This window comes from Alicyclobacillus suci (assembly GCF_017329615.1).
GTDB classification, from domain to species: domain Bacteria; phylum Bacillota; class Bacilli; order Alicyclobacillales; family Alicyclobacillaceae; genus Alicyclobacillus; species Alicyclobacillus suci.
Genome location: NZ_JAFMTW010000037.1, coordinates 18,590 through 35,259, shown reverse-complemented (window position 1 = coordinate 35,259; position 16,670 = coordinate 18,590). Strand labels below are relative to the sequence as shown.

Sequence of the window (16,670 nt, the reverse complement as noted above, 5' to 3'; positions counted from 1 at the left end):
CGTGGACCGACTCGTCCACCACGCCCACGTTTTGGCGTTCACCGGCGAGAGCTACCGCCTGAAACATGCCTTATCTGGAACGAAGTCGTCGTAATCTTCTGTGTTGCGGTGCCTATGCACAAATCCGCAGCGTTTCTCTGCACTTTTTACTTGCGAAAAACACGAATAAAGTCGCGTGTATATAAATTGTTTCGATCCCTCTAAGGCAGGCTATCAACCGAAATCGTGTGAGTCGTCAATGATAATGCTTCCTCGTTTCGATCCCTCTAAGGCAGGCTATCAACTCGGTTTACCACCTCTAACCGCGTGCCCATTCTTGTGTTTCGATCCCTCTAAGGCAGGCTATCAACTCACTGGTTGGACTCTTTGCCCAAGATTGATCTGTGTTTCGATCCCTCTAAGGCAGGCTATCAACGCAGTTCACCGCCCATCTCGTCCGTCGCATTCATCAGTTTCGATCCCTCTAAGGCAGGCTATCAACATGGATTCACGACGTAGCCAATCCTGCAGGGACGAGTTTCGATCCCTCTAAGGCAGGCTATCAACCTGTTATCGTGTGCAAGGGCTCATCTACTCGTTGACGTTTCGATCCCTCTAAGGCAGGCTATCAACGCTCTAGTCGCATATTCATATACTCTTCAGCTTCGCTGTTTCGATCCCTCTAAGGCAGGCTATCAACTTACCTTATAACGTACTCACATTACATTTCCATTCCTTGTTTCGATCCCTCTAAGGCAGGCTATCAACCAGCCCATTGATACATTTTACCATTCCCCCAATTGTGGGTTTCGATCCCTCTAAGGCAGGCTATCAACCTATCTCCCGTATTTTAGATCCGTGCTCATTTGCGTTTCGATCCCTCTAAGGCAGGCTATCAACGATTGATATTTCCGCTTGTTTCCTCCGCGCTGCCCGAGTTTCGATCCCTCTAAGGCAGGCTATCAACGTATACATACTGCATCAGCGTGCGCGTAGGAAATGTTGTTTCGATCCCTCTAAGGCAGGCTATCAACTCCAGGAGCACTTCTCGGCGATTGTAGGCATCCTAGTTTCGATCCCTCTAAGGCAGGCTATCAACCCATACAGTGCACTTGAATGATAGCACGGGCGGCGAGATGTTTCGATCCCTCTAAGGCAGGCTATCAACCAACAAATTCCGCCAGGACATATGTGTCTACCCAATGTTTCGATCCCTCTAAGGCAGGCTATCAACGAAACTTGCAGAGTGTGTGATAGCTGAACGCGACGAACGTTTCGATCCCTCTAAGGCAGGCTATCAACGATTGATATTTCCGCTTGTTTCCTCCGCGCTGCCCGAGTTTCGATCCCTCTAAGGCAGGCTATCAACGTATACATACTGCATCAGCGTGCGCGTAGGAAATGTTGTTTCGATCCCTCTAAGGCAGGCTATCAACTGTTTCAGTACTGCTTCCCATTCGGGTCTCGCCTTTTCGTTTCGATCCCTCTAAGGCAGGCTATCAACTGAGGAATACCGGTTGGCTCGGAAGAAGGCGTTGCACGTTTCGATCCCTCTAAGGCAGGCTATCAACCCCTAGCAAACGTGTAGTTGTATTTGTGGATTATCTGGTTTCGATCCCTCTAAGGCAGGCTATCAACCCATATTGGGATGCCGTAGATGAGCGGATGAAGAAGTTTCGATCCCTCTAAGGCAGGCTATCAACATGACGGTTCGTGAATTACGCGAGGTTAAGCAAGCATGTTTCGATCCCTCTAAGGCAGGCTATCAACATATTACTGTTGGAAATCGAACCGTTTGATGGATTCGAGTTTCGATCCCTCTAAGGCAGGCTATCAACGTGATTGAACGCACGAGCACGATCGTCGTTCGGTAGTTTCGATCCCTCTAAGGCAGGCTATCAACGGATGTTGGTACATCTTGTTGCTTTGCTGTACGCGAGTTTCGATCCCTCTAAGGCAGGCTATCAACGCGAGTGCGCGTCGCCCGCGTGCTCGCCTGTCATCAAAAGTTTCGATCCCTCTAAGGCAGGCTATCAACTTTGTCGCCTTGTGGTGACAACTCCAACACAGGTACATGTTTCGATCCCTCTAAGGCAGGCTATCAACCCACTTCCACCGCATCAACACGCCAAATTCAACTGCACTGTCCAATCCATCACCATCTTATCAGTCAGCTAGCAAATTGGTAAACACCAGCGCTGTAATTGGCAAATCGATGTATAGGGGCCTGTCGTCGATCCCCCGGCATTTTGGCGAGACCCATGACCGACGACATGTTGGACCGGCCAGGGCCCGCATTAGTCAGGCTCACAGGAACCGATCTTCCCCTCCCTTTTGCATGCCAATGCTCTCACGACTCGTATACCGCGTCGTACGGAAAGTGTAGAAGAGGACTGAGTCGTGATCGGGTGAAATAATTTCAGCAAGCTCTCGCTTCAGAGCTGCAAAATCAGCCTTGGAAATCTCTCCTTCAAGTACGGAGTTTTGCACCCAATAGAGATATCTCCGACACGTCTTTAAGACCTTGGCAACACGCTTGACGTGAACGTCGTACATGACAATGACAAACATTGCGCCACCTCCGTTACCAACGTGCCGCAAACGGGACATATACCTTTTCTTCCAAAAGGTGCTTTTCCAGTTTGTACAGCTCCATGCGAATCAATCTGCGGTAAGACACAGATCTACCGAGTTCGCGCACTTGTATCGTTTGTTGCAGCCGTTCGTCCCATTGCTTGACGAATGCACCTCTACCAGCATCATTGAGAAAGATGCCCTCGGATGCCTTCACGAAATGCGACGCCTTCAGCATGCCTTTGTCAATCATTGAAAAAATGATTCTGTCGACCAAAATCGGTTTAAAGATCTCGGCGACATCTAAGTTGAGTGTAAATCGCCGAAAATTCGTCGCATGAAGATAACCAATCCTCGGATCCAGATGTGTTTTGTAGATTTCGCTGAGGACCGTCGTGTAAAGCATCGAATTTCCAAAACTGATGAGCGCGTTGAGGGGACTTTTCGGCGGACGCTTTGTCCTCCCTTCGAACCGAAAGTACGCGTTGGATAATATCGCATTGAACGCTTGGTAGTAAGCTTCTCGGATGTTTCCCTCGATAGCCATCAATTGATTCACATCATCATACGACGATACTGAGGGTATCAAGGATTCAATCTTGTTCAGCGGATTTTCGACATCCCTCCCCCGCCCTTGATAGTACTTTAATACTCGACGCAAATTTTGTGCAGCTCCTTGAACAAAACGCTGTGCAATCGCCATGCGACGGTTCGTATCCAAGTAGTGCTCAGCCTGCCGAAGAATCATATCACCCGACGCAATTCGCTCCCTAGGATACATCGTACCGGAATAATACCCGTAATGGTTGAAATAGTGCACAAGCGCCTGTTGCTGGGACAGGAAATCAAGTAGCTTGGAGTTGAACGTAACCTCTCCAAAAAGAAAGATCTCCCGTACTGTCGTGATCGGAATAAACTTCTTGCCTTCTGTCGTTTCGAAGAACAGGGTGTTATCCTTTCGCTTCAATTCTCCGTTTGAGAAAATGTAAAGACTTTTCTCGACCATGATCTTTCCTCCCGGCGTCACACCATCACTAGGATCCTCACGCCCAGCAGAACTCCGCATACGCACATTGACGACATACGGGGATCCGCTGTGGCGGCGGAGGTAAGGGCTGTGACATCAGGGTTTGAATTTCCTCCACCGTATTTTGAATTTCACACATCTCCGAGGGTCCTAACGTCACCCGTACCACGCGTCTCTCCTCCGGAAAATGCAGTTCCCCCACTGCCTCTATGCCATCTTCATGCAATTGGAGGAGATAGTACAACAGTTGCATCCGGGCTGACACTTCATGACGGGAACTCTTCTTAACTTCATACACCACCCACTGGCTATCCCGACGCACGAGCCTGTCCATCTTTCCTGCTGCGGTGGTCACCTCGCGTGCAAAGCGAACATACGACTCCTCATGAATCAGACGACCAATGCGAATGTTGTCATCTTCTTCGTCAGGCGTCAGTTGCCGCGACATCAACCAGGCCTCGCGTGGGCAGACATGATAGTACCACACCAGCGTGCCAGTGACGTGTACTTCATCTGGAACTGTGTCTGCCACCAAAATCACTCCTCGTCTTTCAAAGCATGAGCGCTACGTCTTCGGGATGATACGCTAACCCCGTCATCGGGTCATAATATGCGTGATCACCGCCAACCCCAGGTAGATACCAAAGCCCATCCACGTCCTCATCCGCTGGCTTAGCGCCGAGCGCGAGTGCCCGTTTCCGATGCACCGATAGGATATACCCGTGAAATTCCGCCTTGCGACGGAGATAATTCTCCTGACGACGACGCCAATCCGGTTCTCTCCGTACATCGTCCTGATACCACGCCCACAGATCCGCCGCAGCATCATTGCATTCCACAAACAGGTTCACATACGATGGATACTCCGTAATCAGCTGAAAATCGCACACAGCAAGACGCTCGTGATTTCCACCAGGGGCAAAATTCAACTCGGAGACCGCTTGCCAGATTTGCGAGCTATCTCCTGAAGAAATCTGTTCTGAAAGCGCTTGAAAGTAATCCGTAACCAGTTTTGGAAGTTCCGCCTCGCGAATCATTCCTCGCTGTTCATCTTCCACATACTTTCGCAGCGTACGCATCGTGGCCTCAGCTTTAAATCGTTTGTACACAACCTCCATGGAGGGACGTCTGCCTGACTCCGGCTGCAATTGAAAGACACGAACCGCTCCTCGTCGACCCCGTGTGTTATTTCGATTGCAACGTCCAGCCGATTGCACGACCGCATCCAACGGTGCCAGTTCGCGGTAAACCACGTGTACGTCCAAATCAACCCCGGCTTCCACCACTTGCGTGGCCACAATCAACACCGGTTGGGTGGTCGCCCTTAATGAGTCCACTCGCTCTCTACGCATCGCCGGTACGACGTTGCCAGACAAGTACGACATGTACGCATTTGCACCATCCAAGCGTTGCTGCAAGCGTTGAAAAACCTCGATGGACGTGTGAATCGTATTAAAGATAAGGAGATAGGACTGCTGCGGATCGTACTCGTCCAAAAATGCATCGACAAACGCGTCGATAGAAAGTGGGAACAAATCCACATGTAGATCGACCCTGTCCAACGCCGTAAACCGCTGTGCCACTTCCTTCTCATCTCCAGCCAGTTCCACCGCCTCGGCGGTCAGGAAGCGCGGTTGAGTTGCCGTCATCAAAATCACCTGGACATTGCTGGCACGAGCCGCTAATTCAAGTACCTTCCCTATCAATGGCCAGTATTCTGCTGGCAAGCTCTGGACCTCGTCCAAAATGAGAATGGCGTTGGTCAGACGGTGGAAGCGTTTGAGTGCGCGATTGCGATAACCCAGCAGCGTGTCGAAAAGCTGAACATAGGTCGTGACGATGAACTCGCTGTCCCACGCTTCCTGCAACATCAACGCTTCATCCACCGGCCGCTCGACACCATCCCGCTGTGCCTGAACAGGCGCGAGGTGATGATGCACTAATAAATATTGGGACTCATTATTCGTAAATCCGTCCACTGCGGACAGGACGCTGCGCAGTACGCCCGCATTCTGATCAATAATGCTGGTGAACGGCATCGCGTAAATGATACGGGGCGCCATACGGCCTTGCTCCACCGCATGTCTGCGCAGTTGCATTGCCGCAGCCAGCGCCGATAAGGTTTTACCGCTCCCGGTCGGTGCCGTGAGGGTGAACAACCGCGCACCAGCATTTGCCGAAGCCCGTTCAGTGACTTGCTCATACAGGACCCATCGTACATTTGCCATGGATGAATCGGCGGAAAAATTCCGGTATACGTAGTCGTCCACAATCCGCGTGGGAACCACCGGGCGTTGCCCACCCTCCAATTGCGCTGCATCACGCTTGTCCGCGTCGATCAACGCGGAGAAACAACCGAGGAGACGGATATACTGGATGTGACCGTCTCGCTCAGCTGTGCGTCGGTAAACGCGCGCATCCTTGACCAGTTGGTCAAAGGTCTGCCACCATCCGTACTGCAAGAACGCAGCGACGTTCGGCTGCCAGTCTGGTGGAAGCCAGTCCTGTACAACGCTTGCCGCTTCAAGCAACGCTTGCTCGACGATCGCCAAACGCGGCGTTAAATCCTGAACCTGCTGACTCGTCCTATCCAATGGGTCTGCCAATGCATTCGAAATCGCGAGTGGATCCGGACCGCGCATGAACTGACGACCCACGTCCAAATCGAGGTTCAGGAAGTCCCCATGGTGATGCTTCACTGCCAAATAAATCAGGAGTGGGTCCCATGCAGACAGCCACGCATGTTCTTTCTGTGCGCGATACGCCGTAAAAGCTGCGTACAGCGCTGAAATGAACGCGTGTTGTTGAAGTCCCTTGGGATGTGGCACGCCAGTTTGCAAATAGGCTTGAAAATAAGACGTGAATTTTCCGAAATCATGGGTCAGCCCCGCCAGAGCCCCCAGTCGCTGCATCGTTTCATCGCCGGAGGCCAATGCTGCCCGAGCAGCATTGGCCACGGCTTGAAGATGTGCAGCGAGAAGAGTCGTAGAAACCACGTTGCCGTCCGCATCTCGCCGAATGTGAGAAAGCACACTCATCGTGCCGAACCACCATCCTCCGCGAAAGCAACCATTTCACTCTCTTGATTCTCATAGGTCAGTCGCCACGCCTGACACCGCAGCCGGACTGGCAGCGGTTGTCCCTTGCGCTCGACCAGAAACTCCCGGTTCCACCCACGGCTTCGGCCAGGGCCAAAACTGTACGGCATCAAATCCTTGATGACCTGTACCCCCGTCCCGAACGGGTCGACAACATCCGTCCACCCCATCACATCCTCCATCAAACAGGGCGTCATCAACGAGAGATCCACTCCTGGTGGTATGCGTTCCAGTTGATGAGCCGCAAGCACTTCCACCAGTCGGATTGAAGCGAGCATCGGTGCTGTGCCAAGGGATATCGGATATGCCGGCATCTGTGCCGCCACTCTCTCAGCCAAAGTTTCCATGACTGCCGGGTCTGCATGAGAGAAGTACACGCGATATACCAACTGCCCCGACGTCGCCTCAGGCACGACCAGTTCCGTAGGTACCTGGGTGTGGCCGCTCTTCCCTGATACATCCGAGGGGGATTTCACAAACAGGTTGTTCATGGTCTGTATCACCGTGCGTACGGGAGTGCGCAATGACGCCGTCAGTCTCGCTTGTGTCGGACCCAGATGCTCATAGTACGTGTCCCGCTCAAGCCCCAAAATGGCGGCCACGATTCCGCTGAGTGTTGTTCTTGGCGGCAAGAGATAGGTCAAGGAAGAAGAATTCGTGTGGATTTTTCGGAAATGTGCCATCCTGCCGCTGAGCTCAAAAACGACCATGCCGCCTGCTCGTATTGTCATTGTGATCCCGCTTTCAACCCAGTCTCAACCGGAACCACCAGTCCTGCGGCGGCTGAATCGATGACATCGGCCAATCGCACGGACTCCGCACCATACCAGACACGAAAATCCGGATGCTGCCACAGATGCACTGCCGCGATTCGCGCCCTGGCTTCTGTAATCCGGGCCACCAACCGATCCACCCGCAGGCGAACGTCAACAGTACTGCGCAGATTCTCCTTCTCGTCGAGATCCAACAGTTCCCGCCAATCCCCGAGCACCGTGCGGTCATCTACATATTCCACACGCATGTACAGGCGTGGAAACTGACCGATTTTACTACGTGTGGTCTGCAGTGGAATCGCCTCTACCAACGCTTGGTCCAGCCAAGCCAAGTCCGACTCCGTCAAGCGGCTGATCTCCGCTCGTTTTCCGCTGACCACTCCCGCAAACGTGAGCAGAGAATAGTAGACACGATAGTCTTTCCCAAAAGTACCTTGGTTCTTCTCATCCTGGGAACTGAATCGAGAACTGATGGTATACGAATTCACGAGGTCCACGTGATTCAGAGAGTATCCCCAGGTGAATTGCACCGGCCCTGTCACTTGAATTGAAGAACCAGCGCCGCCTCCCTCCCCTTTGATCGGCATGGTTGCGCCAAACAACCGGATGTCCATGAGTTGATCAAGAATCTCAGGCAAATCCTTGACCGTTGGCTTTTTTCCGCCCAGTACAGTCTGCAGCCGCTTGTCCGCGGTCACGACTTCTCCCTGACGTGGCTGTGCTACATACAGTTCGTGTCCGGCATCCTGAAGGTAATCACGTATGTAGCGTTTGAGCCGGACGTCACTCACCAGATTGCGTCGCGACTGGTAATCCATGCGCGGGCGGTTTTCGTCGTCCGGATCACCATTGGGGTTTGCCAATTGAGCATCATAGAGAAACAGCAGTTCACTATTGTTCATGTTTACGCTTCCTCCCTTTGCACATCATGATTTGGTGTATAAAGCGCTGCCGACGGTTCGTCCGTAAACAGGGTTTCCTTGTTCCGCTTACCAAAAAATTGTCTTCGACGAAATGCAAGCCCAGACAAGATATAGAACACAGTTTCTTCATCGGTCAATCGGTGCTCCGGCTTCCAACGCGGAGGATTCGTTTCAAGCACCTGAGCAAATGCGAGATGCATACGGAACAATACATTGGATTCCTTCGGCCAATTGAACAGCTTATACTGCTGGAACGCTTCCTCAACCTTTCCCACCAATCGAATGATGTCACTTGCACTCATACCCCGATAATTGATTTTTTCCAACACAGGCATCGAATCTAGACGATTGTTCCGCTGCGCGTTGGCCACGCTGGCAATTGCGGCACCCAACCAGAATAGCGCCTCTTGCGCTGGGCGATAGCCCACTTCCTGCAGAAACGCGTCTCCATCCAGTGGCGTATCTCTTTCCACATCGATTCCCTCCCGTTTGAAAGGCGCCCCCGCCAATTGCCCCAGTTCTTGAAGCATGGATAATATCACGTTGGCTAGAAGCACGTCATTTGTTAATTGCGATAATTCATATCCTGCGCGCGGCGCCGACACATTCGTGGCCGCATATCGACTAAATCGATGAATTTGAATCAATCGGCAGAATGATTCCATCAACGTTCGGTACGATATGGCTTGTCCAGTCAACAACGCATCAAACAACTGCAGCATACGCCGATACTCTTGTGCGCGATTGGTCTGTGTCACGGGAATCAGTCGGTACAACGCCCGGAAGTCAGGAACCCAATACTTGGACTCTGATGCAGGGACCCCAAGCAAATCTACGGCCACCCGCCCATAGCGCCGAAAGGTTCGGCGCAGCAAGTCAAACCGCGCCTTGGGCACATCTCGAACCAAGTTGTACAAGCGAAGCTCCGCGTTGTTCCACACGTGGAACAACAAATTCACCACATATCCCAGATTCGAAAACTCCTCCCGAATCTGTTCCATTTCATCTTCCAACGTGGCGACGCTTTCAAAGTTGAGCACCGATTGGACAGTCCGCTGCACGGTGTTGCCCCACTCTCGCACCTTGACGTCTTCCACAGCCCCGAAGATCTCGGGAATCACATAAAATCGCAGGTGCCCAACACGCGTACGCATTTGCCCATGGACAAAAGCTTCCGCCGCCAGCAGCGCCTGGTAGCAGCTTTGGCAGAGCACTAGATTGCGATGGAACCGCTTTTTATCCACACCACTGGCAAAGGAAATTTTGTCTGTGTTGTAGTACTTGAACTTCATCCTCGTAAAGTTCGGCGTGACCAACGCCTCGGCTCCACAGGCGGAACACACGCCCTGTGTAGCCTCGTCGAACACCCCCTGAACCCGGTCGCGCAACACCAATTGACGGTAATCTGGGTGGTCAGCCACCCGCTGCCCGTTGATACAGAACGTCCATAGAGGGATGCTATTCGCTGACAGTTTGGGGTTGGCGGCCTTCATGACTGCCTTCTCTAGGCTTGGAACAAAAGTCTTCCCCCGAATGCTGCCCTCCGATTCCACTCGGCAAGAGGCAGCTAACTCCTCCCAGTCTTCCGACGGGAGAGCGCCCAGTTGCACAACATCCAGCACATACCGATAACGTTCTTCTGAACTTGGCTGTGGTCCAAGGTCTACGGCGAATTGCGCCAACAAGTCGCCAACCTCCACTTTCAGCTCAGCATTGTCAGGCAACATCCGGTAAAGATTCACCAAGGTTTGAGACAAGAGATAACCGAGCGAATTTGTGGTGGCCGTCCACTGCAGACTGTTTGGCCCCGCCGCGTTGCCAACCCATAGCCACTCCTGCGCAGTCCGTTCCCGATCACTTTCCCGACACTCTTGGGTCCGAAACTCCAACCTGCAGGCTTCGGTATCCAAGTTGACGAAGACCGCATACGGCTCCTTTCCGGAAACGTTCGGCATCGGCTGAATCAAACTTTGGAGAAGATTTTCGTCCCCTTCACCACGTGCTAACATGCGTCCCAAGTTCACCATGGCATCCAGCATCCCGCTCACCTCCTTCGCGCAAAAAAGTCGAATAACCCGAAACCATCCGAGTTTTTCATACATAGCCCTGCATTCCAAGCCAACGCCAACATTTTCGGCGTCCCCTGAACGCGAAAGTTCCCGTCCCATGCATGAACGGGCGTATCGCGAAACAGTACAATGCGCTCCTTCATGTGTGCCTCATCAATTGGAATCAAGTCAAACGCCGCATCAGCCTCCGTAACCTCCAGCCCCAGCGCAGAGGCTTTGAGGAGCAGATTTTTCCTCATCAGCTCTGTGAACTCCGGCGTACCTGGCCGGTAGTACTGAGTGTACTTGCGGCCGTTCAAGTTGAGAGTACGGTAAACCGTAATCGGCGACATCAGACGAATCTGCCCCTGCGTGACGGTCCCTGAATATCTTTCCAGACTCGCCGTCCGCACCTGCACCTCCGTACCGTGCAGCGAAATCGGACCCGCCTTGAGCAATGTCATCGACAGATCGTAGATCACTTGATCTACAGCACTGGAGACCACCCATCGCACTGGCCCCTGAAACGTGATGGTCTTTTCCTTACTATCGATTTCATACTTCCCCATCAGCCGCGAGAACGCGAACAACTTGACAGGTTTGCTCCCGACGCGGTGCAGCCCGTGGTCATGCAACTGTTCACGCATGCGGTTATCACCGAGATGGCGATATAACACGCCGTGGAGCGCAGCATTGTAATGCATCGGTAACCGCAGCGCCCGCTTAGGCGCAAATTCCAACACGACACGCATGGTTTCACCTCCTCCAAATTGAATGAAGTATACTCTGAATTATATGGATTTATTTTTTGGCATGCAACACCTAATTAATAATTTTGATGCGTCGTGACTTTTATCTTCCATTGGAACCCTCGCGAAACCGTGCTAAGATACATCTCACAGTCTCCCTTCAAGGACTCGAAACATTAGTTGTTGTTTGCCAAGACGCAACATGTATCAATAGTCTGCCTTTGAGGGCTCGTTTACGAACAAACAATTTCAAGCAAGAAATTCTACATTGGCCAATCACTTCCTGCCTTTCGTTCGCGAATTGTGACAAATTTTGCGTTTGCCCGCTGGCTGACGCCCAAGCGTGGCTGCAGGAGAGAGAAGATTCATTTATCATACGTCACACGGGCAAATCGAGATGGATGCCGTCATGAAATAGCCGCGGACTTACGACAGAGGAGACTGTGAGGAACGCTCGTGAGGCCATGGCACTTCACTTGTATGGCATGGAGCAGGACGGCGATCCGATTCCGGAGCCAACGCCCATCAACAAGCTGCGGATGGCTAAGAATCAAGTTGTCGTGCTTGTGGACGTGTGGATGCCACCGTTTCGAGATGAGATGGAAGAGCGGGCGATAAAAAAAACACTCACCATACCTAAATGGCTGGACAACCTGGCACAGGATCGTCACGTAAACTTCTCCCATCTCCTCCAGGACGCGCTGAAACAGTACCTCGGAGTGAAAGAACGAGCGGCCCCGAAATCAGTACACAACGTCCATTTTCTGGAATACATTTGACTGCGACAGCTCGTTTGTTCGCAAATCTTTCAGAATCGACATAGGGTCAGATTATTGTAAACGAAGCGACCTCAACTCATCGCGAAAAGCCGGTCTGCGAGGGTACGTCCGCATTAATTCCTCAACGATGTCTTTTGCCGCCTCTGTCCCACCCGCCTTGTGAAGCAGTTGGAATCCGGCACACGCCGCGGTATTCGGCCCGATTGCTCGATTGTTCCGCCAATTGACGAATGTGTTGCCGGAACACCTCCGTGACATCCGCCAAATGATGCGGCACAAGGTGCATGTAGTACCGCTCAATCGCGGCTGGCCTTTGCGAGAGATAAGCTAACAGGCGCTTTCCAATCGCGCTCTTCCACGAGAATTTGTGGATACGCTTCCGTGAAGCCAAAGCCTCTCTGCTCAAAGTGCTGCATCAGCGACTCGTACACAGAGGCCCATTCCGAAGCCGCGTAGGTCATCTTGGTCAGCGCGTAGTATTGGAAGTCCCCGCCAAGCACCAGTTGGAAACCAAGCCGTCGCTGATCATCCACCCGGCCCGCACGCCTGTACGCCTCAAAACGCAATTCCCGCCACGCATCCGCCAAACGTCGCCGTCCACTAGTTCCTTCCTGTTGTCCAAGGCAAGTTGAATCGCTTCGTCGAATTGCCCCCGCTCGATGGCATGCCGAATCGCCAGCGTTCGCATCTTGCCAATATGGACGTTCGCCAGCGCGTAAGCCGCCGCCTGGGCCTCGCCGTCCCGCTCGAGAAGCATGTTGTATCGAATCAGCGCCATCTCCGCGCTCACATAGTCTCTATCCCACGCGGACTCCTCGGCCTCGCGTACGACGCCATCCACACAATCTTCCCACTTGCGCAGCCGCTCCGGCGTAGTCGCCAGCTTGCCCGCAGCAGCAATCAGCTTCAATTGCCACGACTTCCAGCCCTGAAGCTTGCGATGCCGCGATTCCTTCAACAGCAACGCAAACACCGTGTCGATCACGCCCGCCTCACTCCGCTTCACCGCATCCGCGACGGCCATGACGCAACCCAGCGCAAAGTCGATCATCAATCCGACGTCCCCGCCGGAGTCATCCACCGACGCCATCAAATGAATCATTTCCTCGATCACACAGAATGAAAGCTTGAGCGCACGCACATACTCGCGTTGCTCAAGTGCCTTCTTCGCCCGTTCAATCACTTCATGCGCGCCACCCATAGCCTTGCTAGCTTTCCGATACGAAATAAACCCCTGTCTGTCCGCGAATGATTTCGCGTAGTCCCGAATGAATTTGCGGCATTCTTTCACTTCCGCGTCGGCGTCCGGCGTCGAGACGTGGAAACGAATTTGCCGCTCCACCAAGGAAGACGTCTCCGCCAGCGAGAGAAGCAAATCGATGAGGTCATCTTTACGCTTTGCATCGAGGAGAGACCGCAGATCCGTCGACGAATCCGATTCCAAGGCAGCAGCGGACATATTCATTCCATCGGGATCGACCAGTTCACCCTGTCCAGCAATTCGAAGAAGAACCGCAGCCTCGTGCTTGCACACCAGGCCGAGGTCATACGGGCAACTGCAATCAAACTTGATAAGTTCGCCATCGCCGCCGATCTCGACGTCAACTCGATACGATTCCGAGCCTTGCACGATAGCATGATAGACGCCGTCGGTATCCTGTTCCAGCGAGCGGATTCGCCCTTCGGCAAGGTAATCTCGTCCCCGCATCAGAATATCCGCATCGACTTCGTCCAGAAAGTCAGATAGGTTCATGGATGTTCAACTCCCTTTTGAGTGAATGCGCATCGAAACACACAAAGACTGAGTACCAAATCCGATAACCGAATAGGGAAATTCTCAGGGCGCTGGAGCTTCGCAAGAGAATTCCCGCAGTTTGAATTGTGAAAGCTCTCCGCAAGAATTGTAACGAAAACGTTACAGGGAGTGCACCGAAGGGTGGTTAGTGAACGGCTTGGACATGCCAATATCGGAATTACGCTGGATACATACAGCCACGTGATTCTAGGACTCCCGGAAGCCGCAGTAACACAATTCGGAGAGATGCACTTCGCGCAAAAATCGGAGGAAAAATAGGACGACAAATACTGGATGTGACCAAAATGTGACCACGCCATAAAAGTGGCGCGACTTCGGATTCCCGAAAAGCCGCGCCACTACTAGATTTTCTGGCGCACCCGGAGGGATTCGAACCCCCGCAAGACGCGGTTTAGGAATTGCCATCCGGGGGTGTCGTTGGATGACGGACGGTGCCGTTTCTCCTTATTTGGCGCGGTATTTTAAGTGCTGGTGTGTTACCTGGTACCGACGACTATCAAATGTTTGCTAACAGTTCGTTAGCAGTTTTGTTAGCAGTCAAAAGGCTTGCATTTCACCGAGCATTCGTTTCGACTTACAGACGTACTCGAGTACGAAGCATCTGACGAATTTGGGTATAGTACCTGACTTGTTGATTGGACTCCTCGGAAAGAACTGCAACTAATGCATATGGCTCGCTGTCAAATATGTTCGCTGCCCATGGTTCAACTTTCCGAGTGACCACAATGAATATCTTCTTCTCTTCCCAATTCCCGTTGAGTTGTTGAAAGGTAACAGTCGCTGCCTGGACTGTACCCTTGCTCCGTATAGCTCGTTTTGGACGGAGTCCATTTAGTTCTTGGATTATATCCTCACGTTCATCACGTGAGGCTTGCCGAAAAACGTTTACTACTCTATCGATGCTAACCTCCCTGACCACCCGGAAATCAATGGTGCTTGCTTTGTAAACGATTCGTGTTCTTCGCACCATCGGAGTATGGGCCAATGCAACTCTGAGGGATCGTGGTCGTCGACCGGGAGAGAAAAAATCTGTCGGTAGTGGGACTTCGTAAAAATGGTGCGTTTCGCCAGCAATCATTTCCTCACTGATTAGAGTAACTCTTTTTTCAGTGGAATATAAAACTGACTCCATATCTGGAACACCATAACCTACACTTTGAAGGATTTTGTCCTCGTCTCCACCGAATAAATCAACCGTTGCGGAAGGCCATTTGGAATGGGCAACAATGAGCGCTCGCATCAACTCTGGGGTAGCCTGTGGGTAGACGGTTAAAATCCTTGCTGCCATGTGTGCCACTTTCGGGGCTGAGTAGCTTGTCCCTCGATCAATGGTGAAAAGGGTCCCCTGAGCAAATGTGGACAAAGTGGCTATCTCTCCGAGACCGTCGGTTGCCGTATTGACTTGCTGCATGCCCCGTCGTGCATCGACTGAAAAATTTCCCCCGTACTCGACAACATCGGGTTTAATGGCTCCTCCAGGACCTGGTCCAGTTCGAGAAAACGGAGAAGGTTGATTTTTCCGTGCAATCGGCTGATATGCAGGGTCCGATGTATACCTTTGTGCTTCCCTATTAACCTCAAATCTGGCCAGACTGCCCACCGTTAAAGCATTTAAGGCGGGAGCTGGGTCAATTATCTTTGCGTCATCAAGAAAAAGGTAATCCGGGTACTCATGTAGCCAATCTTGGGGTCTGTCCTCTGTTCCTGCATAGTTTCCAGCCGAGACAACAAAGAGAACCCTGTATTCCCTAGACAAGGTATCCAAAACAGTGGCAAGTGACCTCACATGCCCACCCAAATAAGGTTTACGTGTGTCTCCGAAGGAAAGGTTAAAGACCTTGCAACCATAATTGTCAGTGAAATACCTTACAGCCGCCGAAATATAATTCTCGATGAATCCCCCTGCTTGAATGACCTTCGGATCAGTAATCTTACCACTGAATAATCTGAGCCTAGGGGTGAGTTGCCCCTGCTCCAAGCATTGTGTGAGGTCGCCATAAAGTGCAAAACCCGCAACCTTTGTACCATGTTCACCATAGTCTGCTGAGTCAGCGCCCGCGATAAAACTCTGACCATCTCCAAAAGCACTTTCCAACAAAGGATGGGACGATACAACACCGTCATCCAATACGACGATACCCGGAGCGTCGTCGGATGGAGAAGTAATTTGTGGGAGGTGGCTTATCGATGTATGTACCATTGACAGTTCTAACTGATAACTTGGCGGGAGATCAACCATTCTCACGTCACGAAGATTCAGCAATTTGGCAAGGGAATCGGCCGTCACTTTCAGCCGATACATAACAATTGCATCTTGATTTAGGCGGTCAATCTTTTCGATATTGTGTGACAGACACCACTGCTCAAAGTACCGCAGCATCTGATTCCGTTCTTGCCAGGATTCTATAGCCCAAAGTTCAGCGTCCACTATGAATGCTTGATCACCAGGATACCCCTCTTTTCGAATCGCCGGGCCGATTCTATCCTCTTTCGACCATCCGTCAATACCCTTAATTGCGTACAAAATCTCTTTTCGTACGGGTGTCCTCCCATTCGCAACTTCATCTAGTCTTCTTTTGAATTCTGCTAATCCTTCCTCAGAAGCAAAGAGAACCAATAGACTCTTTTGCTCTTGACTGACAACTCTTAGTCCTTCGATTGATTCGAAATCCTCAGGCTTAACCAGAGGTGCATCGATTTTAAGCAGCAACCGTGGATCAAAACCGGGTTCCTCGACTTTAGATGATTCAACAACTGTCTGGACTTGACGCTGTAACCCTCTGGCATGCTCAATAAGATTTTCCGGGGGTTCAATACCCGGAAAACGTCCCCCCTTGCGGCGCGCATTTACTGGTTCAAGTCTCCGAATTTGTAGGTGTTCGTACTCGTCCGGCATCATGACCC

At 51.8% G+C, this 16,670-nt stretch carries 13 protein-coding genes, 1 pseudogene and 1 CRISPR repeat array; of the genes and pseudogenes, 3 read left to right on the top strand and 11 right to left on the bottom strand.

Translation table 11 applies throughout. The annotated features are described in order from the left end of the window. Positions 1-94, top strand: a 94-nt coding sequence (locus J3482_RS20980) for an ATP-binding protein (protein ID WP_236018284.1), incomplete at its 5' end; no start/stop codon positions are given. A gap of 94 nt (positions 95-188) precedes the next feature. Then, a CRISPR array of direct repeats spans positions 189-2,085; the repeat unit is 30 nt; unit sequence GTTTCGATCCCTCTAAGGCAGGCTATCAAC. 201 nt (positions 2,086-2,286) lie between these two features. On the opposite strand, the gene cas2 is transcribed toward J3482_RS20980, so the two are convergent. From cas2 to cas6, 8 genes are read right to left on the bottom strand one after another with little or no spacing between them, the layout of a single operon-like run. Then, positions 2,287-2,550 (bottom strand): CRISPR-associated endonuclease Cas2, encoded by a 264-nt coding sequence (cas2, locus tag J3482_RS15265; protein ID WP_206922661.1) that lies wholly within the window; start codon positions 2,548-2,550, stop codon positions 2,287-2,289. Positions 2,551-2,563: 13 nt separating this feature from the next. Beyond that, a complete protein-coding gene (gene cas1b, locus J3482_RS15260; RefSeq protein ID WP_206922660.1) occupies positions 2,564-3,559 on the bottom strand; it encodes a type I-B CRISPR-associated endonuclease Cas1b in 996 nt (331 codons plus the stop codon). 37 nt (positions 3,560-3,596) lie between these two features. Then, entirely contained in the window at positions 3,597-4,112 is a 516-nt protein-coding gene (gene cas4, locus J3482_RS15255) for a CRISPR-associated protein Cas4 (RefSeq protein WP_206922659.1), read from the bottom strand. Positions 4,113-4,131: 19 nt separating this feature from the next. Next, positions 4,132-6,618 carry a CRISPR-associated helicase Cas3' gene (gene cas3 / locus J3482_RS15250; RefSeq protein ID WP_206922658.1) on the bottom strand — a complete coding sequence of 829 codons (2,487 nt, stop codon included), beginning with the start codon at positions 6,616-6,618 and terminating at the stop codon, positions 4,132-4,134. Continuing rightward, positions 6,615-7,409, bottom strand: coding sequence for a CRISPR-associated protein Cas5 (gene cas5, locus J3482_RS15245; protein WP_206922657.1), 795 nt, complete (start codon positions 7,407-7,409; stop codon positions 6,615-6,617). Before cas5 ends, cas3 begins: the two co-directional genes overlap by 4 nt. After that, positions 7,406-8,353, bottom strand: coding sequence for a type I-B CRISPR-associated protein Cas7/Csh2 (gene cas7b / locus J3482_RS15240; protein WP_206922656.1), 948 nt, complete (start codon positions 8,351-8,353; stop codon positions 7,406-7,408). The genes cas5 and cas7b overlap by 4 nt, the downstream gene beginning before the upstream one ends. Before the next feature lie 2 nt (positions 8,354-8,355). Then, positions 8,356-10,413, bottom strand: a complete 2,058-nt coding sequence (cas8b, locus tag J3482_RS15235; protein WP_206922655.1) for a type I-B CRISPR-associated protein Cas8b/Csh1 — start codon at positions 10,411-10,413, stop codon at positions 8,356-8,358. Between the two features lie 5 nt (positions 10,414-10,418). Beyond that, a complete protein-coding gene (gene cas6, locus J3482_RS15230; RefSeq protein WP_206922654.1) occupies positions 10,419-11,174 on the bottom strand; it encodes a CRISPR-associated endoribonuclease Cas6 in 756 nt (251 codons plus the stop codon). A 425-nt stretch (positions 11,175-11,599) separates the two neighbouring features. Here cas6 and J3482_RS15225 point away from each other — a divergent pair. Then, positions 11,600-11,950: pseudogene (locus J3482_RS15225) on the top strand (type II toxin-antitoxin system HicB family antitoxin); the annotation flags it as partial. 121 nt (positions 11,951-12,071) lie between these two features. Here J3482_RS15225 and J3482_RS15220 read toward each other — a convergent pair. After that, positions 12,072-12,341 carry a hypothetical protein gene (locus tag J3482_RS15220; RefSeq protein ID WP_206922653.1) on the bottom strand — a complete coding sequence of 90 codons (270 nt, stop codon included), beginning with the start codon at positions 12,339-12,341 and terminating at the stop codon, positions 12,072-12,074. A gap of 75 nt (positions 12,342-12,416) precedes the next feature. Beyond that, positions 12,417-13,703, bottom strand: coding sequence for an SWIM zinc finger family protein (locus J3482_RS15215; RefSeq protein WP_206922652.1), 1,287 nt, complete (start codon positions 13,701-13,703; stop codon positions 12,417-12,419). 183 nt (positions 13,704-13,886) lie between these two features. On the opposite strand from J3482_RS15215, the gene J3482_RS15210 reads away from it, so the two are divergent. Beyond that, positions 13,887-14,024, top strand: a complete 138-nt coding sequence (locus J3482_RS15210) for a hypothetical protein (RefSeq protein ID WP_206922651.1) — start codon at positions 13,887-13,889, stop codon at positions 14,022-14,024. 316 nt (positions 14,025-14,340) lie between these two features. Here J3482_RS15210 and J3482_RS15205 read toward each other — a convergent pair whose 3' ends face one another. Further along, positions 14,341-16,665 (bottom strand): S8 family peptidase, encoded by a 2,325-nt coding sequence (locus J3482_RS15205; protein ID WP_206922650.1) that lies wholly within the window; start codon positions 16,663-16,665, stop codon positions 14,341-14,343. Positions 16,666-16,670: the final 5 nt, after the last annotated feature.